The following is a 22,937-nucleotide window of genomic DNA, read 5'->3' as shown; positions in this document are numbered from 1 at the left end:
TACTCAGCTACTCAGCTACTCAGCTACTCAGCTACTCAGCTACTCAGCTACTCAGCTACTCAGCTACTCAGCTACTCAGCTACAAAAATATTAACAAAACTGAAACTTTTATATATTTTATTATAAACAATAAAGCCAATATTCACATTTAAAATAAATCAAAAATAAAAACAACAACAAATCACCTTAATTATTAATTAAAACATTATAACTACCGGCAGTACAAGTTTCTCTTTCTTGCGACACCATTATTATCTGTTACTATAGGCCTCCGCAAAAAATTCACTGTAACAAAGTAAAATACATGTTTTTAATTTTTTTTATTTCTTCATGGTTAATGGTTGGTTTTATTTTATCGCATTATTTTTTCACGGATGAAAAACCCGAGGCGTATAAGGAGTGCCCCTACGAATGAGCCTGTCTCTGTCAGAACTGCCTGGCGCGTTAAAAAGACTTAATCGGCAAAGGAATCGTTACCTTCACGAGCAAAAAAGGAGAATTCGGCTGGTGCTGTCAGCCATGCTTCTGCGTAGTGCCAACAAGCATGAAAAAATCCCTCAGGCGCCGCAGCGCGTGGTTTTTCCTTTTGTTAACCTTGGGATTGGCGATGCGGTATGCCATACCGGATTATGGCGAAAATTAAAGGATTTGGGCTACAGAGTACAAATCATTGCCGAGACCAGAAGTGAGGTATTTTTTAAAGGGCTGGACTGTGTCGATGACGTGTTTATTGTCGATATCAATCATATTGACCGGCTGGAGAAAATCGATAGCGATATCGTTATCAGCATGTACTCCTGGATGCAGCGCAAGGAGCTTCTGGAGATAAAACTGCTGTCGCGGATTAATTATAGCTATGCCATCAGCATCGGTGGCTGGTTGAAGCGTCCTTATCATATCACGCTGGATTTACCCGATAACTTTCATATTACCGATCCGCAAAAACAGCTGCTGGCAGCGCTGGGACATCCATGTAATACACTGCGCTATTGGCTAAACCCCTCGTCTTTTAGCGATGCGTTTATCAAAGACTGCCTGCAGAAATATGCTAAAAAAACCCTGATTGTGCTGAGTCCTTTCGCCAGCGTGAGCGAAAGAACCATGACGCGACAGCAAATCTTCGATCTTATTGCAAAGCTGCAGCATAGTGTGGATTGCAACATTTTTATTACGGGTGAGAAGCACCAGCTGGCGACGCTTGATCATGCCTCAGACAATGTTTTTATCTGCGCCTTCGATTCCTTGTGGCATACCCTCTCGTTGGTCAATAAGGCCGATCTCGTTATCTCCGTGGAAACAGCTATTGTCCATGTCGCCTGCGCGCTAAATAAAAAACTCGTCAGTATCTTTTATTCTACCAATATAAATTATAACGATGCGTTACAGAGCAATACTATCTTCAAACCCATTGGAGAAAACGTACGGCAAATAATCGTTAACAGAACCACCCTTCCTTTCGATACGGATAAAGTTCTCCAGGCGTCTTTAGCTACGCTGGCCGCCGATCGTCTCGCTATTAATCCTGCTGGTTCTGGTAACTGTTCATCTGAACCGCTTGAGCCTGCCATCGTGGCGGGCTCGTGACTTTTGCTTAAAACCCAGGCGAAATGGAACGTATTTCCGGTGCATTATTTGCCATTCGCCTGTTTAAACGCCAATGCGTTCAATTTGCCACCATATGATGCAAAGACCGGTACAGGGAAAAACGTGTTGAGAAATGAAGGCCTTGAGGCGCAGCCACACTTACGGTAACATACGCAACTGGATGAACGCCCCCGTTTATCCTGCCGCTGTCTCCTTAGTTAAATGGATATAACGAGCCCCTCCTAAGGGCTAGTTGCAGGTTCGATTCCTGCAGGGGACACCATGTACACATCTCGTGTTATGTACCGAATTCAACAAAACCCCTTGTAATCAGTGATTGACCATTCGCCCTGGCTATGTGACATCAACTGATGTTTACCCACTTCAATGTGAATCAATAAGCGCCTGGGGCCTAAGTGAGAGCTTGTCCTGTTCAATGGTTCCAAAATGCCCTTAAAGTTACCAGCACCTTTGAATCAATAGCCTGTATCCCCGCTGGGGCAGCGATGTATTAAATCAGCCTGTTGCTGAAAGGCTCTTTATCCTACCCCCTTTTAAAAACAACGGCTTACAGGGGATTTTCATGATGTAATACCTTAAAAATTAACGTTAAAAGCATACGGGGATTCAAAGTCATTTGAGTCCTGACTACTCAACCTGAAATCTTGTAAATGATCATGCACGATGAAAAAAGCCACAGCATCAACAATGAAAAAATAGCTTTATAAAATAAAATCTTAGCCCCGTACCAACGCTCAACCAGAGAGCGAGTGCTCCCCTTTCTTTTTGCCCACAAATGCGCAATCCCGTTATCAAACTCAATGAGGTCGTTTTCACTCTCAATGAGCTGAAAAAGTCGTTCATCCAGCCATAGACGCCAGCAGTAGTAATGAGTCAGCAAAAAGAGTCCCATCAGCAACACGCAATCGGCTGAAAACAAAAGGTTAAAAATCAGTGCTAACGGCGGCAGCGTCAGAGCAGCGAAATAGCGCCAGCTCGACAGATGAATTTGCATGATTTTTCTGGTCATGGTGATACCTGATGACATTGCAGCTCCCTGCTGAATCTTTCCAGAACCTGGATATGAGCGGGCGTCAGTACCACCTGAGGGCGCCGGGATTTGATTAGCGCCACAGCCTGCGTTACAGACCTGGCATGCCCTTCATTCAACAACCAGGCCGCAACAACGGTTGCGCTGCGGGATAAGCCTAAGGCGCAGCACACAAGGACACTTTTATGTCCTTGCCGCAACCGGCGGAGCCTGGCGACGGCCTGCCGGATACTCTGAATTTCCGGTGCAACTAAATCCATCATCGGATAAGCTTCCCAGCACTTTGTCCTGCAACTGATTTTATGAAATTCAGCCGTCAGGTCGAGGACAGCGGCCTGCGCCACGGTATTGTCCGGGAACCGGCCCAATGCCATGCCGTCATAAATAACGTTGCTCAGGGCTATTCGTCGGGAAAACCATTTTTTTGAAAGCCATGCCCCGGCTAAATAGGGAAACAACAGCCAGCGGGCAGAGAGGCTTAACTCGCCGTTTTTGTCTTTCTGGAACACCGACACGCCGAGTCCGGCATAGCCCGCTGCCACCACCAATAATGCCACAGCAGGCCACAGCAAAATGAAGCCCTGTGAGCGCCATAATGCCGCCAGTAAAAACACCATCCCACCAGCACAGTATTTCATGGCGAGCAGCAAGGCGTGAGCAGACGGGCGCCGCCATCGCCAACGGCCTTCAACCGGAATGACATAGCTAATCATCACCCCGACAACAAACCCGCTAATTACATCAATGACATGGTGCTGCCAGGTGGTGATTACAGACGCAGCTATCAGTAAAAACCACGCACCAGAAAGCAGCCCTGCGCCTTTTCCCAGATGCTGACGAAAACGCAGCCATAGCAGCCATGTCAGGATGATATGCAGCGATGGAGCCTGGTTATAAGGCAAATCAAATTGTTCGAGCTGTTGAAACAGCCAGCCAAACATCCCCTGCGTTTCCGGGCGAATAAAGGTGTATCTCAGCGGGAACAGAAGAAAGCCTAAGCAGGCAATTAGCGATGCGGCAAGCAGCCGCCAGCCATGGCGAGTCAGTTCCTGCTTTGATGTACAGATAAACAGCGAAATACCATACAGCAGGTCTATGCTCCAGTAAGGCACAATGGTCCACGGCATAAACGGGATGGCATGTTCCCAACCCAAGACCACACTCCCCACATCATGACGCGTGGCCGTGAACTGATTCACCTGCCCATAGCTAAAGAAAAAAAGCGGTCCCAACAGCACCAGCCAGCACAGCCCCTGTTTCCAGAGGCTGCATTTGTTCTGCATTAGCGGCGACTCAACCATGCTGCTTTCTCACGGCCAGTGAGACGGTGAAAATACCAAATTCATCAATCGCCTGATGACATTTCTCGAAGCCCGCCTGTTCCACCAGCGTATCCATTTCTTTTTGACTACGCACACGCATCATCCACGGAATGCCGTTCTGATGGCTGGTTAAGGTATAAGCGATGGTTTTTAACTGCGGGTGCCAGGGCTGCCCGGTGTAGACCAGTACGCCGCCAGGTGGTATTGCTGCAGCCAGCCCGGCGAGTGAGGCTTTAATCAAGGCGTTATCCGGGAAGAGTTCGTACAGCCCGGAAACGATCCCCAGTGTCGGCGCGGGATCAAGCGTGGCAAGAGAGTCATAGTCAAAGGCATTACCCTTTTTGAACTGAGCGAGGTGGCTCAACCTGCGCCCTTCAATCAAGGCCTGCCCTTTTTCAACGTTCAGGTCGCTATAATCGCGCAGTAGAATGCTTTCGATATCCTGATGTTTTTCCAGTGCGTCGAGCACATAGCGCCCGTGCCCAGCCGCGATATCCACCACACGTACCGGCATATCACTCTCTTTCAGCCTTGTGACCGCCTGCTCTATGACCTGCTGGATATTGACTTTTCGTACCCGGATCCCCTGCCAGCCGATACTGTTGAGGTAGTGCCGGTCAATCATGCGCCCCAGAATACCTTTGCCTTCCGCATAGTTACGGTACACATAATCCAGCGTACTGCCGGAATCAAAGCCCGTTTCATAGCCTAGCCGCATACCTTTTGAAAGTCTGCCGATCGTTTTCATGCCATAGTTCAATGAGGAATAGAACATGCCCTCCAGCGAGTGTGCTTTGGGCGGTGCCTGCAGCTCACGGTACGCGTCGGCGCTCGGGCTCCACTGGTCTTCATGGCTGTAATCGAAGGTGTAAGGCTGAACCGCGTAGAGTTTGTCGATAAAGGTTTTCATTTTATCGAAGGCCAGGGCGCGATCTTTTTCGCCCAGCGTATCGTGATAGAAGCCAGGCAAAATATGCTGCTCTTTGATAACGCTGCGCAAACCGGCGTAGAACTGTTTTTGCGGCTTCGCATGCACAACAAAATCATCGCCAGAGATAAGCAACTGAGTCGGCAGTGTAATGGCGGCAGAGTCGGAAACAATGCGCTCAGCCGTTTTGTAGAGATCGAGAAGAATATTCACCGCGATTGCCCGCGTGATGAGTTTATCCTGCTCAAAACTGGCGACACGCTCCGGATCGTGGCTGAGGAATTTCCCTTTCACGTAGGAGTTAACGTAGAACAGACCTCGGAGCCGCTGCATCAACCCAAGGCCCGTACGAGCGAACGGCACATACAGTTTGACCTTAAAAGCCGGAGAAGCCAGCACCATTCCCCGAATTTTCGGCGCATAGTCGTGAACCCAGGTGGATACCAGAACTGCTCCCACGCTCTGCGCAATCACTACGATATCCTCGAGGCTGACCTGCGCGTTCTTCGCCACAAAACTTACAAACTCATCCACGTCCAGAACGGAGCGGGCCAGGCCTGGACTGTAACCACGATCGCCCGGAGACTGACCGTGACCGCGAGCATCCCAGGCGTAAAAATGCGTATCGGGCATGACCAGCTCATCGACAATGTGCTGCAGCCGTCCGGAGTGTTCATGTCCACGGTGAAACAGCACAATCACTTTTTTACCGTTACCTTTCATTGCTGGCCAATGGCGAAAATAGAGCGACTCTCCATCGCTGGTTACGAATGTATTTTCCTGAAATAAACGTGCTTCCTGACTCATGGGACTTTCCTTGTCGCCTGCTGTTGTAATGTGACGAAACGAGTGAATAACGATTGTTTAAACGTGACTTTAGACGCGTCGTAAAAAAGCGGTTCGTCAATGAAGATGTCGATAAAAAACGGGACGGGGATTTTCTGCCCTTTGCCCATCGAACGGTCCAGGCCGTGCATGTAAACGGGGATAATCGGCACCTCCGGACACTGCTGGCTTAAATGCCAGATGCCGGATTTGATCTCTGAGAATTTCCCCGGCTCGCCGCGCGTGCCTTCAGGGAAAATAATCACAATTTTCTTTGCTGCCAGCGCATCAATACAGGCCTGTAGCGGATTTGCCTGATGGGCTCCGCGATAAACAGGAATGATGCCTATGACCTTCAGGGCAAACCAGCCAACCACTTTGTTTCGCAGGAAATAATCTGCCGCCGCCACGGGCTGCACGTTCACCAGCGTTGAAAGTGGAAACAACGTGAAAAGCGTCAACACATCCAGATGGCTGTTGTGGTTCGCCACGATAATTGCCGGGCCTTCCACAGGCAGCTTTTTTCGACCAGACACGCGAACGCCCAGCCAAATCCAGACTATGGGGTACGCGATGCACAGGGTAAAGATCCAGCGCAGTAAACGGTTCATCTGCGCCCCTTATACGTAGAAGTAGTAATAGAAGTGGAAGAACAGCGGCGCGGTGTAAATCAGCGAATCCAGGCGGTCAAGAATACCCCCGTGCCCCGGCAGGAGTTTCCCGGAGTCTTTCACGCCAAAATCACGCTTGATGGCCGACATCACAACATCGCCACAGAACCCGCCCAGACCGATAATCACTCCAGCCCCTGACGAATGGAGCCAGTTCATGGGTGTGAGCTGCGGACCCAAAATGGCAGCCAGTAGCGTAGTGGTCAGCACGCCCCCCAGCAATCCGGCCAGCGTTTTATTCGGGCTGACCTTCGGCGTGACCTTGATTTTACCCAGCGATTTCCCCCACAGGTATTGCGCTATGTCGTTAAGCTCGGTGGTCGCCACCAAAAATATCACCAGTAATGCGCCAGCTTTAGTATCCACGCCTGGCAACATCATCAGGAAAGCTACATGGCTTAAAGCAAAGACCGTAGTCATCATGCCCCAGTGCATGACGGATGCAGAGTGCACGAATCCTTTCGTATCGCCTACCAGCACCATGCGGGCGGGCAGGAATAAAAAGACGTAAATCGGAATAAAGATAATAAACATGCCATACCATGACATGCCCACCCAGATATATTGCAGCGGGATCGCGGCATACATCCACAGCAACGGCACGCTGTCGGAGCGGCGGGTAGGTGCCAGCGTTAAATATTCCTTCAGTGACAGGAAGCTGAGAAAACCGAAGAAGGCGAGCGCCAGCCCTTTGGGTGAAAGCATCGCCAGCGAAAATAAGCCAACAATAACCCACCAGCTATTGATACGTTGCTGAAGCTCAAGCCAGTCGCGCTGCGGGCAGCATTTTTTTAAGACGCAGAGGATAACAGTCGCCAGCAATAAAATGCTGAAGAACCCGCCGAGGCAGTAATATAATGTGTACAGAGAATCAGGCATTTTTGACCACCAGCACGCTATGGCAACGATTGATCGAGGTCCAGGCCAGAAGCACTGCCGAGGCACTAAAGACGATATTGGCCACGATGCTGTACTGCGGCCAAAGCGCGATAAACAAACCCAAAGCCCCCAAAACAAAGGCACGGTCGCTTTTACCCATCGGACCACGATAATCTCGGCTACCCGTCAGCGTCTGGGCGATGATGCCGCAGAACTCCGTCAACCACGACAGCAACACCACCAGCACAACCAGCCACGGTGATACCCCGGTTAAAAATGCAAATGTCAGATAAAGCGCTGCATCAGCTATGATATCCCCGACCTCATTAAGAATGGCTCCGAGCTGACTCTTCTGATTAAACTCTCGCGCCAGCATGCCATCTATCGCATTCAGTGCCATACGAATAAACAGAAAGATAGGTAGTAAAATGTAAAGGCGGGGGTCGGGAAATAGCATCAGCCCTGCGCCAGGTATTACCGAGAAGACTGCCGCACTGACGGTCACCTGATTGGCCGTTACGCCCCGGACAAATAACACGCGGACTAAAGGCCGTAATAAATCCTGAAATTTTGGTTTAATATCGTAAAGAGTCATATTGTAATTTGATAGTCCATTTATCAGAAAAAATTCACCATCTGGCATTTTAATGTTTACTGCCAATGATAAAATATAGTGAAAACACCGCATACTTTAAATATGGTAGCTATGGCGTCAGATGTCATCACCATCAATTTAATGGCGCGCAGGTATACCTGCACATTTCCTCATTAATCCTCCTTGACAGTTCTTTCATTACTCAAGCCGCTGAACTCTCCCACAAAAATAATGGATAACTATTAATGCAGTAGAATAATGCCGTAGACAGATAAAACAGCGACACCGCCAAGAAGGTACAGTGGAGACAGCACAACGTCCGTTGCCACTGCAGCCGGATAGAGAAGTCGTTTCGCGGAGAGAGTATTGCGGGTATAGAATTTCACCTTAATCGGATGATCAAAACGGAATACATCAGCAGGAACATGCGCTTTTTGATGTATGGTTCCTTGCAGACCAGAGAGTTTGATTTCGCACTCACCAGCACCTTTATTATTACCGGTGCAATACCACTCTGATAGTTTGAGGATATTTAAGATTAGCATTTTCTCAGACTGATCCCGATAGCTATATTTCAGGGTAACCTCCCCGCTGAACTGATTTTTTTCTTTATTCAGCGTGAATGTACCATCTTCAGATACCCTGACTCTGGCCTTATCAATTTTACCAGACACCAGTGTACGCAAAAAATCACTCGCGCCTGAGGTAAGGGCATAATCAAAATTATTGCCAATAAAAACCCAGCTATAATTTTCTTTTCCCGATTCGGTGATGGTTGCTGCAGTGATCACATCATTGTTATACAACGTCCGGCCATTTTCATGGTGTTTTATGTCATTTTTCAGGTTTTTTGTTGCACAACCCGATAAAGCCAGCACGGTCAGTACTAACAAAAGAACATTATCCATTTTTCTTACAAGATTATTCAAAATTATTCCTTTTATAAACAGTATTAATATCTCAGAACTATCGATTGACGCCGATAACCCCTTATCCGGCCTTGATCGCCATATAAAAGAGGAACGCATATTGGCTGTCGGGTTTTCGCATTTCCGGATCCGTGATTTATTTCGTTATTTCGGGATTTTTTCCTGTCAGCTATTGACTGTTTCGCCAGGTAAATACGCAATGACTAACAGGCAAAAAAAATAACAATTACTCATTCCGGTTCCGCTATGCAAGGAGCGCTAAAATCAACCAAGCCTGATTCTTACTGACAAATGAAGCCGCAGCGGGCTGTCTGGCCTGCAATTTTTTGAGAAACTGTGATTTTACTGACATAGTGTTATCTTGCCTTACATACGAGTTGTCGTGTCGAGATACTGCTGTTGCTTAAGATGTCGCAGAAGAACCCGTCCTTCTGGTGCAAACTCTGTTGCATAGCGCACAAGGCCAATACTCTTGAGCTCGACATCAATGGCATAGCGCAGCTCGCCGGGGACGTTCTACGCCAGCAGGACAACAGTTATTTTTTTCAGGCGTGGCCGTATTTGGCACGCGGGTGTGGTAGTAATATTCCGGCGCTTCATGACGCATCATTCCGCCTTTGTGACGGAATCTGGTCGTCGCTTTCACTCTAATCAAGCTCAATCAATTTTGCATTTCTTAATGGTTACCTTTAATAAAAGAAAGCTTTTTAAGACATATACCCTGATCTTGATCAACCATTTTAAAGTGATTATACCCTGGCTGTATTATTAGCTTTGCAGAACATATATTTGATTTCGATGACAAACGAAAACCTACCCCACCGCCACCATTTGAATTATACTCAAACCGCCCACCGGTTGACCAACCAATACTTAATTCATAATTATCCATTATTATGGATGAAAAAGAGCTTTTTATCCTGACCTCTTCTCCCGACTCGATTATATCAGGACGATCCCTTATTATTTCATCAACTTCCTCAGGAGTTGGTTCGATACCGTAAACACTCTCATTGATGTACAAATACACACGTTCTTTCGTTGTGTTCTGAACGATGACTACCGGCCTTACAGGAATAAAAAAAAGCACAAGAATTGCAATAAGAAGAAAGATGAATGTTAATATCGCTTTTTTTTCATGGCATCTACGGCTCGATTTTTTTAGGGTTTTTATTATTCCAGCACCAGTGCTTCTGCTTAGAAACTGGAAGTGATTCTTCAGCTGTGCTATCCAAAGCATTCAGAATATCCTGAGTGGTTAGTGTATCTGCCATTTTCCCATGCCGATGATACAACGAAAAACCAATTTTCATGCTAGTCACATCATCCAATGTATCATTTCCGACAGCTCCTGGGGTCATGTTTTGCTCCCATATCGAGCCCGATAACAATAAATTTTCCTTAAACCCAACACTAAGACCGACATACCCATAGTGGATATTTGACCAAATATCATAAAAATAATCATAATGTTTATATTTATGATAATAAGACTTAGATGGAGTATTACCAGGGAGGGGTCGCGCAACAGCTACTGAACCAAACATATCACGAATTTTTGGCTTATGATCCCACACGGAACCTGTTTTCACTGTTTGATACCAAACAATTATAGCTTCAGAAAGATGAGGCTCAGGACGAGGAGCTAATTTCGCGTAAAAATGTAGATTATTCCATTCTTTTAATGTGTTTTTCATGGTTTCATCATCGATATAACCTCTTATAACATTTGCAATCCGACCTCTGACATTGGTTTTAATTTCATTGAGTATATAGTCAGCAACCTTTATAGCGCCGTCAGTATGACGACAATGCAGTTTACTCTTAAGATCTGACGACTGCCCGGTAGTCGTTACTGGTGGAGTAGTTGCTGATAAAGTGGCTGTAGCTGCCGTTGTTCCCCCAGCAGAATTTGCACTACCCCCACTCTTTTCATACGTATCATCCATCATCGACGGAATAAACTTCGCTTTACAAGGACAAGTACTGTAGCTGTCGAGAGTCCCGGCCATCCGCCTGTCGTGAATGGTATCGTTGTCGATGCCACCAGCTATCCTGAAAAGCCCGGCATGTTTACCGCAGGTCACGCTATCCTGTTCCCGAGCTACAGGTTTATCAAACAGCGTGTGATCCTCTGCGCCCGTGGTGATTTTCCCTCCGCAGGTCGTTTTGTCGCCCTGCACCAGATAAAAGCCTTCTGCTGCCATATTTTTTCCTTTAGCTGAATTCTGTCCATGTCACCCGGCATTCGCAGCCACATCCGGGCCACGTTCAGGGTGAAAGCTTCGTGCATCGCACACGCCAGCAGCGCGTCGGCATTGAAACAGAACGAAATATGGCTTAAATCGATACGGTTCCAGTCTGCAAGCTGACTGCAGTTAAAACGCAGCGTGACAACCGAACGGCCATCGGTATCGATCACCAGGCTGGCCCGCTCCAGCGACAGCGGCTGAAGCGTTATCTTTTTGGTGGTGGTGTACCGGCAGCGTGTGCCTTTCTCCCCGATCGGCCGCGAGTTCACCTCGAAACCTTTGTCAATGCGCATCTGCTCTTTCATTTCGCGCCAGTCAGGAGTGAACTCCACCACCGACATTGACGGAATGGTGCGCAGATAATGCGGCCACAGCAGGCTGACCAGCCCTTCGGTCAGTTCCGGCAGGTCATCATCGAGCTTCTCACGTAGTCGTCCCATCAGAAAGGCAAAGCCTTCAAACAGGCGCTCCACGTACGGGTCACGCGCACCCGCTTTATCAAGATTGAGCATTGCCGCCTGCTCGGGGTGAGCACGAGCAAACTCTTCACCGGCTTCCAGCAGGTAGCGCATTTCGGCGTCGTAATAACGCAGGGTTAAATCATCCATAATAGTTTCTGTTTAGTTAATTACTGCGTGATGAGCGATTAAGGGAATTCCAAAAACCGACAGGCGACTTCAAATAAAAAAGGTCGCTCATCAATATGGTTTACAGGAGAATATTTCTTTTACATAACAAGTGGTTGTGCCTGGCATCCAGCCCGATGGAATTCCATTGCAGCGTACATATCCTCTGCTAATCAGCTCTTTGGGATAGAGAATGGAGTACAACAGACCCAGTATTACGATAGCAATGCAACCCCATTTTAAATAAACGATATAGTAATCCATCTTCTTGAAAGCAAACTCTTTTCCCCTGAAGAGAGCCAGAATAAAATAGGCCAGTGGGAATAGCATCACGAAAGGCAACGCAACCAAAGCAACGGTTAACCATGAAAAAAAAATTTCATCACCAAAGCTGGAATATTCTTTAAATATACCTTTTCCAAGATAAAAGCTCAGAGCTCACGACCCAAGAATGATCACTATAGCGAAAAATTCACGAATTCTATCTTTCATGCTGCCTACCCGAACTGAAGCATAATTTTTTATCGACCACATACTTTCTGGCCGTTCCGGGTGTCCATCCAGATGGCACTCCTGAGCAAAGAATGTAACCTTTGCTTTTAAGTGCTGACAAATAGCCAAACGAAATAGTACATGACAAAGCAAAAGCAAACACACACATACACTTGAAATGCGGCATAATTTTATTCACTTTTTTAAGTGCGTATTCTTGCTCATATCGGAGCGAAAGGTAAAACCAGTATAAAGGAAACACAAACATAATTGGTATTGATATAAGACTTAATGACATCCACGAAAAAATAATTTCATCATTAAACTTGAGGAAATCAAAGACCTCGCTCAACCAAAAATAAAACGACAGGATAGAAACAACCAACAATATAAGAATTGAAAAAAAAGCATTGATTTTTTTCGTCATATGTTAGTATATCCTCTTTGTAATATCGTCAATTGAGTTTCTCAAAAACCCTCTAATTTCTGACTCTATAATTTTCTTGCCTTTAATTAACATCTTCTCTGCAAACATAGCACCTAAGTCCCAAAAACCATCTTCCATTTCTCTGGCTTTTTCAGCAAATTCTTGTTGAGCCGCATCAATGTACTCAACTACTTTGTCTGTCACACTAAACTTCTGGTCCAGCTTATTTAAACCCCAGGCAGCAAAAAATCCAACGCCAATGACTATTACAAGGTTAAATGCAATCAACGGGGTTACTACGACACTTCCAACAACAAATGTGACTACTGATACAATACCGATTTTCATTACATCAGTAGCCAGAGATCCTATAAATTCAGCTAAAGATTTCTCATCGTTCAAAATGAAATCAAGAGTCCTGTAAGCGGCTGCAACATAAAATGTCAGCCGTGCTCCTTCAACAACAGATTTTGCAAACCCATATTTACCAATTCCCAAATCAACAATCTTTGGATTTTTAGCCGCAAACACAGGCGCATTCAATATCTTCCTTACACCAGGATAACCACTTATTTTTATCAGTTCTGTACCGTTGCGGTTTACATATGTTGTTGCTTTTATGCTGAAGCTTCCCAATTGGTTGATCAACATAGATGCAGTCACAACATCCTTGATATTGGTTCCATAATTAACAACTATTTGTCCGGGGTCACTTTCTGTTATTGCTACCCATCCGTGTTTCCATGCCCCCCACGAGGACAATATTTCGAAAGCTTCTGGAAGAGTGAGCAGCATCACATCCTGATTACTTTGCCTTAGCATAGCCCTCAAATTACCATCGGGAAAATCATGAGTATTTCGTAAAACTGGATAATCAGGTACAAATCCAGTTGGCTTTTGCTTACCGGTCAGATAACTCGGCAATTCTGGCGAAGTTTGCACAGGTGTTGCAAAACCTGCTGCTGGTTCTGCAGCGGAAGCTCCGCTACTCTTCTCGTACGTATCATCCATCATCGACGGAATAAACTTCGCCTTACAGGGGCAGGTGCTGTAGCTGTCGAGGGTTCCGGCCATCCGCCTGTCGTGAATGGTATCGTTGTCAATGCCACCGGCTATCCTGAAAAGCCCGGCATGTTTACCGCAGGTCACGCTGTCCTGTTCCCGGGCTACAGGTTTATCAAACAGCGTGTGATCCTCTGCGCCCGTGATGATTTTCCCTCCGCAGGTCGTTTTGTCGCCCTGCACCAGATAAAAGCCTTCTGCTGCCATATTTTTCCCTTTAGCTGAATTCTGTCCGGGTTATCCGCAAAGCACCGCACTGCTTGCCGGATCGAGCGCAATCAGACCGGACAGAAGCTGGTCCATCTCCGGCTGAAGCTGTGATTTATCGGTTTTACTGCGTGTGGCTTTCATGCACAGCAGTCTGAGGCGACGCAATTTCACTTCAAATAGCAGTGCCTGTGTCCACTGCGTGAGGGTGATTGACTGTGCGGCGCTGTCGAGTTCATCCAACAGATGCAGGGCCAGTTCATTTTTGCCCTTTTGCTCGGCCACACGGGCTATCAGCAGACGCAGCAGCCATTTGTCTCTTATAGAGTCGGTTCCTGGCCGGGTCTGCAGCCAGTGGAGCGTGGCATCCAGGCCTTCGCTGTCTGCTTTCTCCAGCGCTTCCGGCTCAAGGGCCAGAATATCGTCTGATGGATATACCACTGCAAATCCAGCCAGAGGTGATTGGCGCCACGCGAGAAAGTGCTGTCCGCCTGCTCCAGAATCTCCAACCAGCTCTGCTGCAGATAGAGGCATTTGAGCATGGGTCTTCTCCGGTCGGACTGGTGGCACTTACCGCAGCAAGCCAGGGCTGCCAGCTTTCCGTGCGTGTGCCTGTTGCTGTCGTTAGTCTGACAGGCGGCGACCAGATTTTGCAGAGTGCTTATTATTCGACTTCATCCATGTCACTGTTTCCGGTGTTGGCCATCAGCGCCTGAGCGGTAGCCGCGCTGTCGACACTGAATATCTGATCCGGTAACGTGAAACCGTGCAGATCCAGTAGCGCCAGCGGACCTTTTCCAAGTTGTGAACGCAGTACCCACTGCAGCGTGCGACCATCTGGCGCGGTGAAACTCATCATCCACTGGCTACGGTTAAGCTGCTGGCGCTTGCCCTGATCCAGCCAGCGAATAAAGCCCCAGGCCCCGCTGTAATCCCCGAACAGACGCGTTCCGGCATTGACCGTGATCCAGGTCAGCATAGTCCCCGGCTTGTAAGTGTCTCCCGGCCAGCGGAAGCTTTGCCAGTCGGCCATCTGGTTGAAGTAATGTAGTTTTTGTCCATCAATGGTCAGCTGAGTTTCCACCACCTGTGGTACAGGACGCGCCTGCAGCTCAAAGCGGATGCCCTGACTGCCATCGGTGAACAGAATGTCTGACAGCTGGCTCAGCTGGTTAATGGCCCGCAGGAAGGCGGGGTTAAAGGTAAGCCCCTGGCTGTTGACCTTATCCGGTACCCACTGGCTGCCCTCTTTGTGCAACACACCGCTGAGTTCCGTGGTCAGGAAGCGCTCTATACGTCCGCTGTCCTTACGCACAAATTCAGCCATCATGGGTAAAGAAGCATCACTTTTGCTGGCCGCAAACGGGAAACGCCCGTCAAAAGCAGTTTGCCAGTTCGCGACAACCGAGCGGCTCCATTTATCATTCAGACTGGCTGCCGACGGCTGAAGCACAGTCTCCCAGGCCTGGGTCAGCGGCTGCACAAACATCGTGTTGCCAAAACCACTCCACTCTTCGCCAAGGCTTGCCGAAATCAGACTGCCGTATTGCTGAGTGTCTGTCAGATCCACGCTTTTGCCCTGGAATACGGTCTGCGCCAGGATCTGCATCATCGCCTGCGGATCTGAGGCGCTGGCCACCTGTTGCAGTCGCAGACGCACGCGGGTGATACGGGTCAGATACGTCTGCAGGCTCAGGGAGGTGTCAGCCGACATGACGTTACTGCCTTTGTTTTTACCCAGAAGCTGAAGCAGTGGACCAAAGGTTTCATCCAGCGGCCCCTGCGGCCCTGACGCAGACTGCTCAATCGCGGGTTTATCTTTTCCGCCTACGAGATCTTTAGCCGATTTGATGATGGAATCCGAAAGACTTTCGCTTTGCTGGCCGGTCTGCCCCTGCCAGGCGAGGGTATTCATCAGGGCAATCAGTGGCGACTGCCGGACATCACTCATCAGCGTCAGCTGGTCGGTAACGTCAGCAATGTTGTTTGCCTGGTTAAGTCGCAGGCTGTTGAGGAAGCTCAGCCAGCTGCCGGCAAAGTCGGTGAAGTAGCGTTGCGTCAGACGCGCCTTCAGGGCTTCCGGTGACAGGTCAGCTGATATGGCCTTATGAGAATCGCTCAACACCCAGTCAATTTCATCCCGGCGGGAATTTGCGGCCTTTTCAATTGCCTGCTGGATGCCCCCTTCCCACGCCTGGCGGGTAAACATGCCTGGCACCACTTCCTCGGTGGTGAACAGTCGCCGCGTATCGGTACCGCTGGTCATGTCTTCCAGAGACACATCGGCAAAGTTACGACGTACCGATTTGAGCATGTTCTCATACAGGGTGCTTTCGGCGTTACGCCGTCCAATTTGCTGCAACAGCACCTGGCGGCTCTGACTCACCAGCTGCGCATCCGGCCTGATTTTCCACTGTGGTTGCTCAGGCAGTTCGGTGATGTAGAAGGCCCACAAGTCCGGCGACAGGCTTTGCCAAAGGCCGGTTGAAATGCCCATCCGCGTCGGCTGCACGACTTTCATGGTCTGGGCGTAATACGCGCCGTCGACTTTATCCGGACGGGCCATCATTAACCAGGCTTTCAATTGGTCATAGCCCGGCTTCGCCAGCTGTGCCCGCTGGTCGCTGCCGGGTACAGAGCCTGCCAGCGCGCTGAGCTTCTGCGTAAGCGCCTCGTTCGCCGGGTCACGTATCAGGCGGTTGTTTGCCACACCGTACCAGGGCAGCAACGCATCGAGCAGTTGCTGGTTATGGTCAAGACCGAAGCGCTGGTACCAAGGGGCACCATCCTCAATATGGTGCTGCAGGCGGCCGGCGTCATTACGCAGCATATGCAGAGCCGTCAGCTGGTAATCCGATACGGAAGAATGCTCCACCAGAGCATGCGCCTGCTGCGCCACAGAGACAATCTGCAGACGGTTGACCGCAAACGACAGCAGCGTCCCCGCCCCCCAGACACCGATAATGGCCATCAGTGTCCAGGCCAGCGTCTGTTCCCGCGCCATACCGACACGGCGGCCACGCACGCGGGTACAGTCATCAACGATCCCCTGCCAGGTCACCGGCAGGGTCAGCGCATGACGTTGTGATTCCGGGATATATTTCTCAGCGTTGGCAGCTGCAGCACCGGCTGTTTCTCCTGCGATAGCGGCGGGTTTATTCTCCGGCAGGCTAAACATCAGGCCACGCAGCGGAACGCGCTGTTGGGAGGCTGCCAGCCATGGCACCAGTTGCTGAGTCCAGCGGGCGATACCGCCGTCTTTGAGGTGCTGGCCCAGGCGCAGCAGGAAGTCGTGGCCGTTGTTCTCAGCGACCTGACTCATCCCCTGCGTTCGCAGGGCCGGAAGCATCAGCTCAAGCTGGCGGGTAATTTCGTCAGGCTTAGCACGCAGCGGGAAACTGGCACCTACCGTCTGTTCAGTGCGTTTTGCCTGCGACCACTTGCTGTCGCACAGCTGCCACAGCCAGACCGGGGCGGAATAGCGCAGTAATTCGCTGATTTTTTCCAGTGCGCGCAAATCGTTATCGCTTATCTGTGGTGTCAGGTTAAACGACTGTGGCATCACTCGAACAATACCGTCCAGTGGCCGTCCGCGACGCAGTTTGCGTAGCGCGGTGTATTTTTCCTTGTCCGGTTCAGTAGTCAGGCTCCCGCCGTAAATCAGCACGGTACGGTTGCCTTCAAGCCACTGCTGCTGTTGCAGCCCGGGTACCAGCTGTTCAATCGCAGCTTCGTCACCGGTAATCAGCAACAGGCGGGTTTTATGGCGCCAGTAAAGGCCAATACGGGAGCGGAGATGCCCCCGAATCCTGTCACACATGGTCACCGCAGGATGAACAGGCGCTTTATCATTTTCCCGTTTCTTTTTCTCATCATCACCGTTGGTATTGTCGACAAGCGCATTAAACTCCTGCTTACCGGCACTACGTACTGCCGCCAGAAGCACCACTGATACGATTAGGGCACAGCCTGAAATACATCCGCCAGCGATAAGCCAGTAAATTTGCTGCTGACTACCGTCTTCAATCCCGGCAATATCCGGATGCTTCCAGACCATGAACGTCATAACGGCTAACAGCAAAAAGAAAATCAATGCGACAGCAAGATAGCGGCCTTCCGTAGTCTTCGGTGCTAAAGGTAGCTTCACGGATCCATCTCCTGTCGGGAAGCAATCGGGGTAATGAGCGTGCTCCACAGCACATTCTGTGTGGTATCTCCGCAGATAATCATCTGTGGTGACTGAGTTTGTCGGGCGATTTCAGTGGCGGCAGCGATAGCCAGCCAGGGTGCTGCGGCTCCGGCATGTCCCATGGATATATCGAGCGAAATGACGGCTTCGTCCTCTACAGACTGCGCAGGGTGAGCATTCTGGCACTCGATAACCTCTGCGCGCTGCTTACCCGTCAGACCGGCAAGCCATAAATTTTTCACGATATTTTCTTTGAGCGGGACGTTCCAGGCGGCCATGTTCATCCCCTCGCGCAGTTCACCTGATGGAGCAGGATCCGGCCGGTGCAGCAACGCGAGAGGCTCGAGCGCCTCCTGGGTCAGGCGGTTGCCAAGAAGCAGAGCAACGGCTGCTTCAGCAGTATTGTTTGAAACAACCGGGTCAATCTGGAGGCCAACAATCAATAACATGGCTTTATCTTTAATGCGGTGATCCAGCCAGTGGTTGACTACCTCCAGCCCATTGCTATCTACATATTCAACAGCGCAGGTTAGGCCACTCTCCTGCCAGGCTTCCTGCCAGATATCTCTGACAGCAGGGAATGACAGAGATGACGAGATATCGAGGATGACAACAAGCGAAGCGTTCTCCGGAAACTGGTGAACTGGAAGATCAGCAATGAGTTCAGAGAACAGACGTGAGATGACCAATCCAGGGGTATCTTCTGGTTCTGCCGTAATACGGCTCAGCCTCATGCTTTTTTCGCCTTTCCAGTCCGACTGCGAAATGATAATGCTGTTATTATTAAGCATATCAACAGCGACATAACGCTGTTCGTCTTCCTGATGGGCTGTAATAAATGTCGTATTCAACACTTGAAGCGCACGACGAGCCCTACGGGTCTCACTCAGGATCCATTGCTCCCGACGCTGGTCAAAACCATTCGCTTTACTGTCCTGTAATGACCAGATCCACATACGAAAACCGAAAGTTACAATCCACACAACGAATGGCGTGCCAATGGCAAACATCCAGAAGTGGCTATTATCGATGTATCGTCCGAATATCCGCATAAGGATCACGCTAATGACCAACATCGCAACCAGGACAGCAAACCAACGAGATGCTTTTGGTGGAACTGGTCGAAGATAACATTCAGGAAGATGTTTAAGGGAATACGGCATTTATACTCTCACACTTCAAAATTTCTAAAATTCAGCTAAAATAGAAAGATCGTTTGGTTCTCTCAGGATATCTATCAAAGAGCACCTTATCTTTTTTATAATCTCTATTTTTAATCTCAATAAATGCAACATCACCATTTTGATCATAAAGAACATGAAGACCTTCCTCGACATAACTCCCTTTTACATAAGCATAATTAATCTCTTCACTAATAAGGCCTTTCTCGATACCTTCCTCATAATATCTCCGACATTTCATAGTCTTACCATCAAGCGAGCACACTCCAAATTTTGCAAATGTAAACCCATATTTTTCAAAAGTATAAATAGTAGTGATATCACCTTTATAGAAGAAAAATTTATTTTCTAAGCGAGGTGCATTATCGTAGCCCAAATATAATTTATTGGCTTTATCATTATCTATATTTGCCGGAGGTATACCTTGACCAGTACTGTCAACTTCTGAAACATAAATCTTTCCTATTTATTTCTGCTCTGAGCAATTTTTTTCTTTTACAAATTCAATTTTTGATATCCCACGAATGTATTCTTCACTCTCAGATTTATAAGACATACATGCACATGAGTATTTCTTTGACATTAACCGCCTGTCTTTCTTTTTTGTTTCGAATTCTTTAACACCATTCCTGTCATAAAATAAAAACGTATCGCCTCCAGAGTTGATCAACACTCCACATGATTTTTTCAAATGGCTTCCTGCATAGGTTGACAAAGAAATAATTAAGCATAAAAGTAAACCTAAATTTTTAAAATTCATACTCACCCTCCCCGAAGAGCAATAAACAACGTTTTCGCATTCAACTATTATTAATGCTAGTTTATTGTAAACATCCCACTTTAGTTGGTGAAAAACAAAAGAGGTAGAGTCCCCTCTCAGCATTTTACCTTGCGCATTCTTTGAAGTCTTTCTTATCTAATGTAAGGTTTTTCAGATCTTTCATTGAAATTTTATTCGCTGCTAGCTTTACGCTCGTGCCTTCTGAGAAACAAAAAACGCCACCTGAATAAAAATAGATCTCTTCTGTTTTTTCTGGTGTGCCATTTTCTGATTGATATATAGCATCAGTCACAAACCATTTAATATCTTTACTACCATGAACGATCCTCAGTTTTTCTATGCCGAGACACAGTTCAGAATCTTCTGCATATCCTGACTTATATGTCCTATCTGGTATAAGATATTGATCATTATTTTTGAGCACTAAATTACATCGACTATAAGGCTCATCTTTTCCTGGTACACCCTCACGGTTAAAAACAAAGGGATATGCATTTTCAACACCTAATTTAAGAAAAACATAGTAAGGGGGAAACCCTGATTCAGGGACATTAATTTGATATACTTGAGAGAGACCGTAAGGTTCCCCTTCTTTGAAAGTATAACTTTTGACTGCAGATGAAACATCCGCGGTATTCGCAAGTACACCTGATGAATAAAAATTGACAACACTAACTAAGCTCAAAAATAAAAATGTATTTTTCATCATTACTCCAGACCTCACTTACACTGCTTCGTATAATCAACAGTAATTTTCACAGTACTACGACCTTTTTGCACGTCAACTGTTTCTTTGGTATCTGTTATTACTGCATCATTTAAGTAGTAGAACGCATACCGTGTATAGGCCTGTCGTTCAAAATACCCATATCCACCACCATTAACTAGAACCGAACATCTACCGATTGACTCTGAAGTAATCCCATTATCAGGTACCCTGTTAATATTCACCTCATGGCTGTGATGTTTTGACACCCAGTAAAAACCAGCGCTATCAGTTGCACAGAATGAATCTTCAGCAATAATTTTAGGGTCGTAACGTGGATGCCATTTTTTTAAAAGTGTACCATCAATGACGGTAAGCTTTTCATGGGTTTTCTTATCTATAACCGTTTTTCTTGGATCCGCCCAATAATGTTCACTTACATTTGTTATTCGACTATCATCGTAAGAATACCCTGAAGTTTCATCAGGTAACTTCTCTTTCGTTCTAAATTTTCTATAGTCATCGAAATTTTGCGGCCAGGTTAGCTGCATGAAGCCTCTGCCATAAAATGGCTGATAATACTTAGCCGCTGGGGATACAAACTTACCTTTGCTATTTTTCTGCCCCTTTCCACCTTCAGTCATTGTCCTGAGCATCCCAGTCTCAATATAAATCTGTCCTAAAAATGCAGAACGCCTTAGTGGGGATATTATATTGTACTTATTACATGTATTGTTAAAGTCTTTCACATACTTTTCCCACCGACCAAACGATGTAGCCCATGGAACTGTTACATTAACTGGCTTACTGGGGTAGCCTTCATAATATTTCCTTGGAATCATGGAGGAAATTTCTTCATGGCTAAGCCAGCCGCACCTTCTCAAATTATTTATAAGTTTAGTGGGATTGAAGTGCCAAAGGCTTCCGCTACTGAATGCTGATTCAAAGCACAACGCTTCGGCATGAGCCTTGAATTTTGCATAATCTTCATCCGTCATCGGATCATGCTCTTCACTTCCCGTTTTCAGCCATGAAAAACGGGTGCCGATCGTACTTTTTTCCCATTCAAACGGGAAATGGCAGATTAGCTTCCCACACTGGTTATCGAACTCACCATCTTCCTGAAGTTTCTTGATAACGGCTGAATTACACTGGCTGTCGCTGTCACTATCGTCATCAACCAGCAGCCATCCCGTCCAGTGAGGGAAATCGGCATCGCTAAACTTTTTAATACCGGGAGCGGCAAGATTTACCACGCCAGCTCCACCCGGATAACTGACCGTCATCCATAATGGCGCATCTGCCGGCACCAGCGTTTCATGCTCGGTATTGATTACCCGCCCAAAACGAAGCAACTCAAATCCGGCACTTGGGCTCTCCTTATAATTCCGCATCGCGGTTTTATAAAGATTGTATTCGTAGTCTTTGCCATCAGCATTCACCAGTGGCTCGCCCAGCAGATCATATTTCCCGTCAACCTGCGTATTTTTCTGCCGCGTTACCATAGTGCAGCTGCCCTGGGCCAGAGTCATGCTGACATACAGAGGCGCACTGCTGGTATACAGCTCAGAAAGCCCGGTTATGGAGGTACTGTTATTTGCGGGTGCCCTGTCATAAAACTTTGTCTGCGGTGGCAGATAAAAGTGAATATCACCATAAACGGCATCGGTTCGGCCATCTTTCGACACGTCCAGTTCGCGGCTCTTCCTGCCCGTCAGTTTGCTGATGTTGTCGTCATCACAGAAAATCTGGAAATGGAAGGCATTGACCGCATCGACCATCCCGGAGGTACCAAGCGGATCTTTCCGGTACACCTTCTCTCCGATTTTCACTGTTGATTCAAGCGACTTCAGGTGCATGTAAAGCGAATAAAAGACCACTTTAGCCCCCTCACCACTGCCGATCTCCGTTTCGTGCTTTAGCAGCACGTAGCCATCGTCACTGCCTTTGACATTGGGTTGATCCACATTGAGGTTCAGCGGTGCCTTATCTCGTTTATCGATGCCTGAACTTTTACGCACGGAAACCACGATCCATCCGCAACAGCTCTTACACTCTCAAAAGGCCTGCCGCCATCAGTATGGGCTATGTGGATCCCGCCATGCCATGAGCCATGGCCATTGACCGGGTAATCGCGGCGGTCAACTACGGTCATCACTCTTTCAATCCATGCTGCATCGGTTTCATGGGCATTTTTCGCTTTCAGGAATGGCGGGCTGATAATCATGTT

At 47.8% G+C, this 22,937-nt stretch carries 18 protein-coding genes, 1 tRNA gene and 4 pseudogenes; 2 read left to right on the top strand and 21 right to left on the bottom strand.

The features are described 5' to 3' along the window. The first annotated feature begins 411 nt into the window (after positions 1–411). Both ACMGEE_RS10930 and ACMGEE_RS10925 read left to right on the top strand, forming a co-directional pair. The gene (locus tag ACMGEE_RS10930; protein WP_436830036.1) at positions 412–1,584 is read left to right on the top strand and encodes a glycosyltransferase family 9 protein; all 1,173 of its coding nucleotides are present in this window, start codon (positions 412–414) and stop codon (positions 1,582–1,584) included. A gap of 208 nt (positions 1,585–1,792) precedes the next feature. Continuing rightward, positions 1,793–1,867: transfer RNA gene (locus ACMGEE_RS10925), tRNA-Arg, on the top strand. Positions 1,868–2,236: 369 nt separating this feature from the next. Here the strand turns inward: ACMGEE_RS10925 and ACMGEE_RS10920 are convergent. The 21 genes and pseudogenes from ACMGEE_RS10920 to ACMGEE_RS10820 all read right to left on the bottom strand — a co-directional run bounded on the left by ACMGEE_RS10920 (position 2,237) and on the right by ACMGEE_RS10820 (position 22,934). Further along, the gene (locus ACMGEE_RS10920) at positions 2,237–2,632 is read right to left on the bottom strand and encodes a hypothetical protein (protein ID WP_301253488.1); all 396 of its coding nucleotides are present in this window, start codon (positions 2,630–2,632) and stop codon (positions 2,237–2,239) included. Further along, positions 2,611–3,936, bottom strand: a complete 1,326-nt coding sequence (locus ACMGEE_RS10915) for a phosphatase PAP2/dual specificity phosphatase family protein (RefSeq protein ID WP_436830035.1) — start codon at positions 3,934–3,936, stop codon at positions 2,611–2,613. The genes ACMGEE_RS10920 and ACMGEE_RS10915 overlap by 22 nt, the downstream gene beginning before the upstream one ends. Beyond that, complete coding sequence (locus ACMGEE_RS10910) at positions 3,929–5,692, bottom strand: bifunctional alpha/beta hydrolase/class I SAM-dependent methyltransferase (RefSeq protein WP_436830034.1); 1,764 nt, start codon at positions 5,690–5,692, stop codon at positions 3,929–3,931. The genes ACMGEE_RS10915 and ACMGEE_RS10910 overlap by 8 nt, the downstream gene beginning before the upstream one ends. Then, positions 5,689–6,321, bottom strand: coding sequence for a lysophospholipid acyltransferase family protein (locus tag ACMGEE_RS10905; RefSeq protein ID WP_436830033.1), 633 nt, complete (start codon positions 6,319–6,321; stop codon positions 5,689–5,691). The genes ACMGEE_RS10910 and ACMGEE_RS10905 overlap by 4 nt, the downstream gene beginning before the upstream one ends. 9 nt (positions 6,322–6,330) lie before the next feature. Continuing rightward, entirely contained in the window at positions 6,331–7,260 is a 930-nt protein-coding gene (locus ACMGEE_RS10900; RefSeq protein ID WP_253459642.1) for a phosphatidate cytidylyltransferase, read from the bottom strand. Next, entirely contained in the window at positions 7,253–7,855 is a 603-nt protein-coding gene (locus ACMGEE_RS10895; RefSeq protein WP_436830154.1) for a CDP-alcohol phosphatidyltransferase family protein, read from the bottom strand. Before ACMGEE_RS10895 ends, ACMGEE_RS10900 begins: the two co-directional genes overlap by 8 nt. A 242-nt stretch (positions 7,856–8,097) precedes the next feature. Then, complete coding sequence (locus ACMGEE_RS10890; protein ID WP_436830032.1) at positions 8,098–8,784, bottom strand: YidX family protein; 687 nt, start codon at positions 8,782–8,784, stop codon at positions 8,098–8,100. 366 nt (positions 8,785–9,150) lie between these two features. Beyond that, positions 9,151–9,339, bottom strand: a pseudogene (locus ACMGEE_RS10885) (type VI secretion system baseplate subunit TssE); the annotation flags it as partial. Positions 9,340–9,460: 121 nt separating this feature from the next. Then, positions 9,461–10,024, bottom strand: coding sequence for an immunity protein TsiR (gene tsiR, locus ACMGEE_RS21730; RefSeq protein WP_301253484.1), 564 nt, complete (start codon positions 10,022–10,024; stop codon positions 9,461–9,463). After that, positions 9,930–10,991 (bottom strand): polymorphic toxin type 44 domain-containing protein, encoded by a 1,062-nt coding sequence (locus tag ACMGEE_RS10875; RefSeq protein WP_436830030.1) that lies wholly within the window; start codon positions 10,989–10,991, stop codon positions 9,930–9,932. The genes tsiR and ACMGEE_RS10875 overlap by 95 nt, the downstream gene beginning before the upstream one ends. A 20-nt stretch (positions 10,992–11,011) precedes the next feature. Next, positions 11,012–11,644 (bottom strand): annotated as a pseudogene (locus tag ACMGEE_RS10870) (type VI secretion system baseplate subunit TssF); the annotation flags it as partial. Between the two features lie 90 nt (positions 11,645–11,734). Beyond that, positions 11,735–12,040 (bottom strand): DUF1240 domain-containing protein, encoded by a 306-nt coding sequence (locus ACMGEE_RS10865; RefSeq protein WP_436830153.1) that lies wholly within the window; start codon positions 12,038–12,040, stop codon positions 11,735–11,737. Between the two features lie 103 nt (positions 12,041–12,143). Then, positions 12,144–12,581: a DUF1240 domain-containing protein gene (locus tag ACMGEE_RS10860; RefSeq protein WP_436830029.1), complete on the bottom strand. Its 438-nt coding sequence runs from the start codon at positions 12,579–12,581 to the stop codon at positions 12,144–12,146. A 3-nt stretch (positions 12,582–12,584) separates the two neighbouring features. After that, the gene (locus ACMGEE_RS10855; protein ID WP_436830028.1) at positions 12,585–13,850 is read right to left on the bottom strand and encodes a PAAR domain-containing protein; all 1,266 of its coding nucleotides are present in this window, start codon (positions 13,848–13,850) and stop codon (positions 12,585–12,587) included. Between the two features lie 30 nt (positions 13,851–13,880). Next, positions 13,881–14,401 (bottom strand): annotated as a pseudogene (locus ACMGEE_RS10850) (type VI secretion system domain-containing protein); the annotation flags it as partial. A 113-nt stretch (positions 14,402–14,514) separates the two neighbouring features. Beyond that, on the bottom strand, positions 14,515–17,997 hold the full coding sequence (locus tag ACMGEE_RS10845) for an ImcF-related family protein (protein WP_436830027.1): 3,483 nt from the start codon (positions 17,995–17,997) through the stop codon (positions 14,515–14,517). Further along, positions 17,994–19,202, bottom strand: a complete 1,209-nt coding sequence (locus ACMGEE_RS10840; RefSeq protein ID WP_436830026.1) for a KPHS_23130 family T6SS system protein — start codon at positions 19,200–19,202, stop codon at positions 17,994–17,996. The genes ACMGEE_RS10845 and ACMGEE_RS10840 overlap by 4 nt, the downstream gene beginning before the upstream one ends. Before the next feature lie 31 nt (positions 19,203–19,233). Continuing rightward, positions 19,234–19,596 carry a hypothetical protein gene (locus ACMGEE_RS10835; RefSeq protein WP_436830025.1) on the bottom strand — a complete coding sequence of 121 codons (363 nt, stop codon included), beginning with the start codon at positions 19,594–19,596 and terminating at the stop codon, positions 19,234–19,236. Positions 19,597–19,686: 90 nt separating this feature from the next. Further along, positions 19,687–19,980: a hypothetical protein gene (locus ACMGEE_RS10830; protein WP_436830024.1), complete on the bottom strand. Its 294-nt coding sequence runs from the start codon at positions 19,978–19,980 to the stop codon at positions 19,687–19,689. Positions 19,981–20,104: 124 nt separating this feature from the next. Further along, positions 20,105–20,707 (bottom strand): hypothetical protein, encoded by a 603-nt coding sequence (locus ACMGEE_RS10825; protein ID WP_436830023.1) that lies wholly within the window; start codon positions 20,705–20,707, stop codon positions 20,105–20,107. Positions 20,708–20,721: 14 nt separating this feature from the next. Continuing rightward, positions 20,722–22,934 (bottom strand): annotated as a pseudogene (locus ACMGEE_RS10820) (M23 family metallopeptidase). Positions 22,935–22,937 lie beyond the last annotated feature (3 nt).

Origin of the sequence: Erwinia artemisiae (genome assembly GCF_051400835.1) — a bacterium.
Classification (GTDB): domain Bacteria; phylum Pseudomonadota; class Gammaproteobacteria; order Enterobacterales; family Enterobacteriaceae; genus Erwinia; species Erwinia aeris.
Note: the sequence above shows the minus strand (reverse complement) of the source record. Positions and strands in the feature narration are given on the sequence as shown.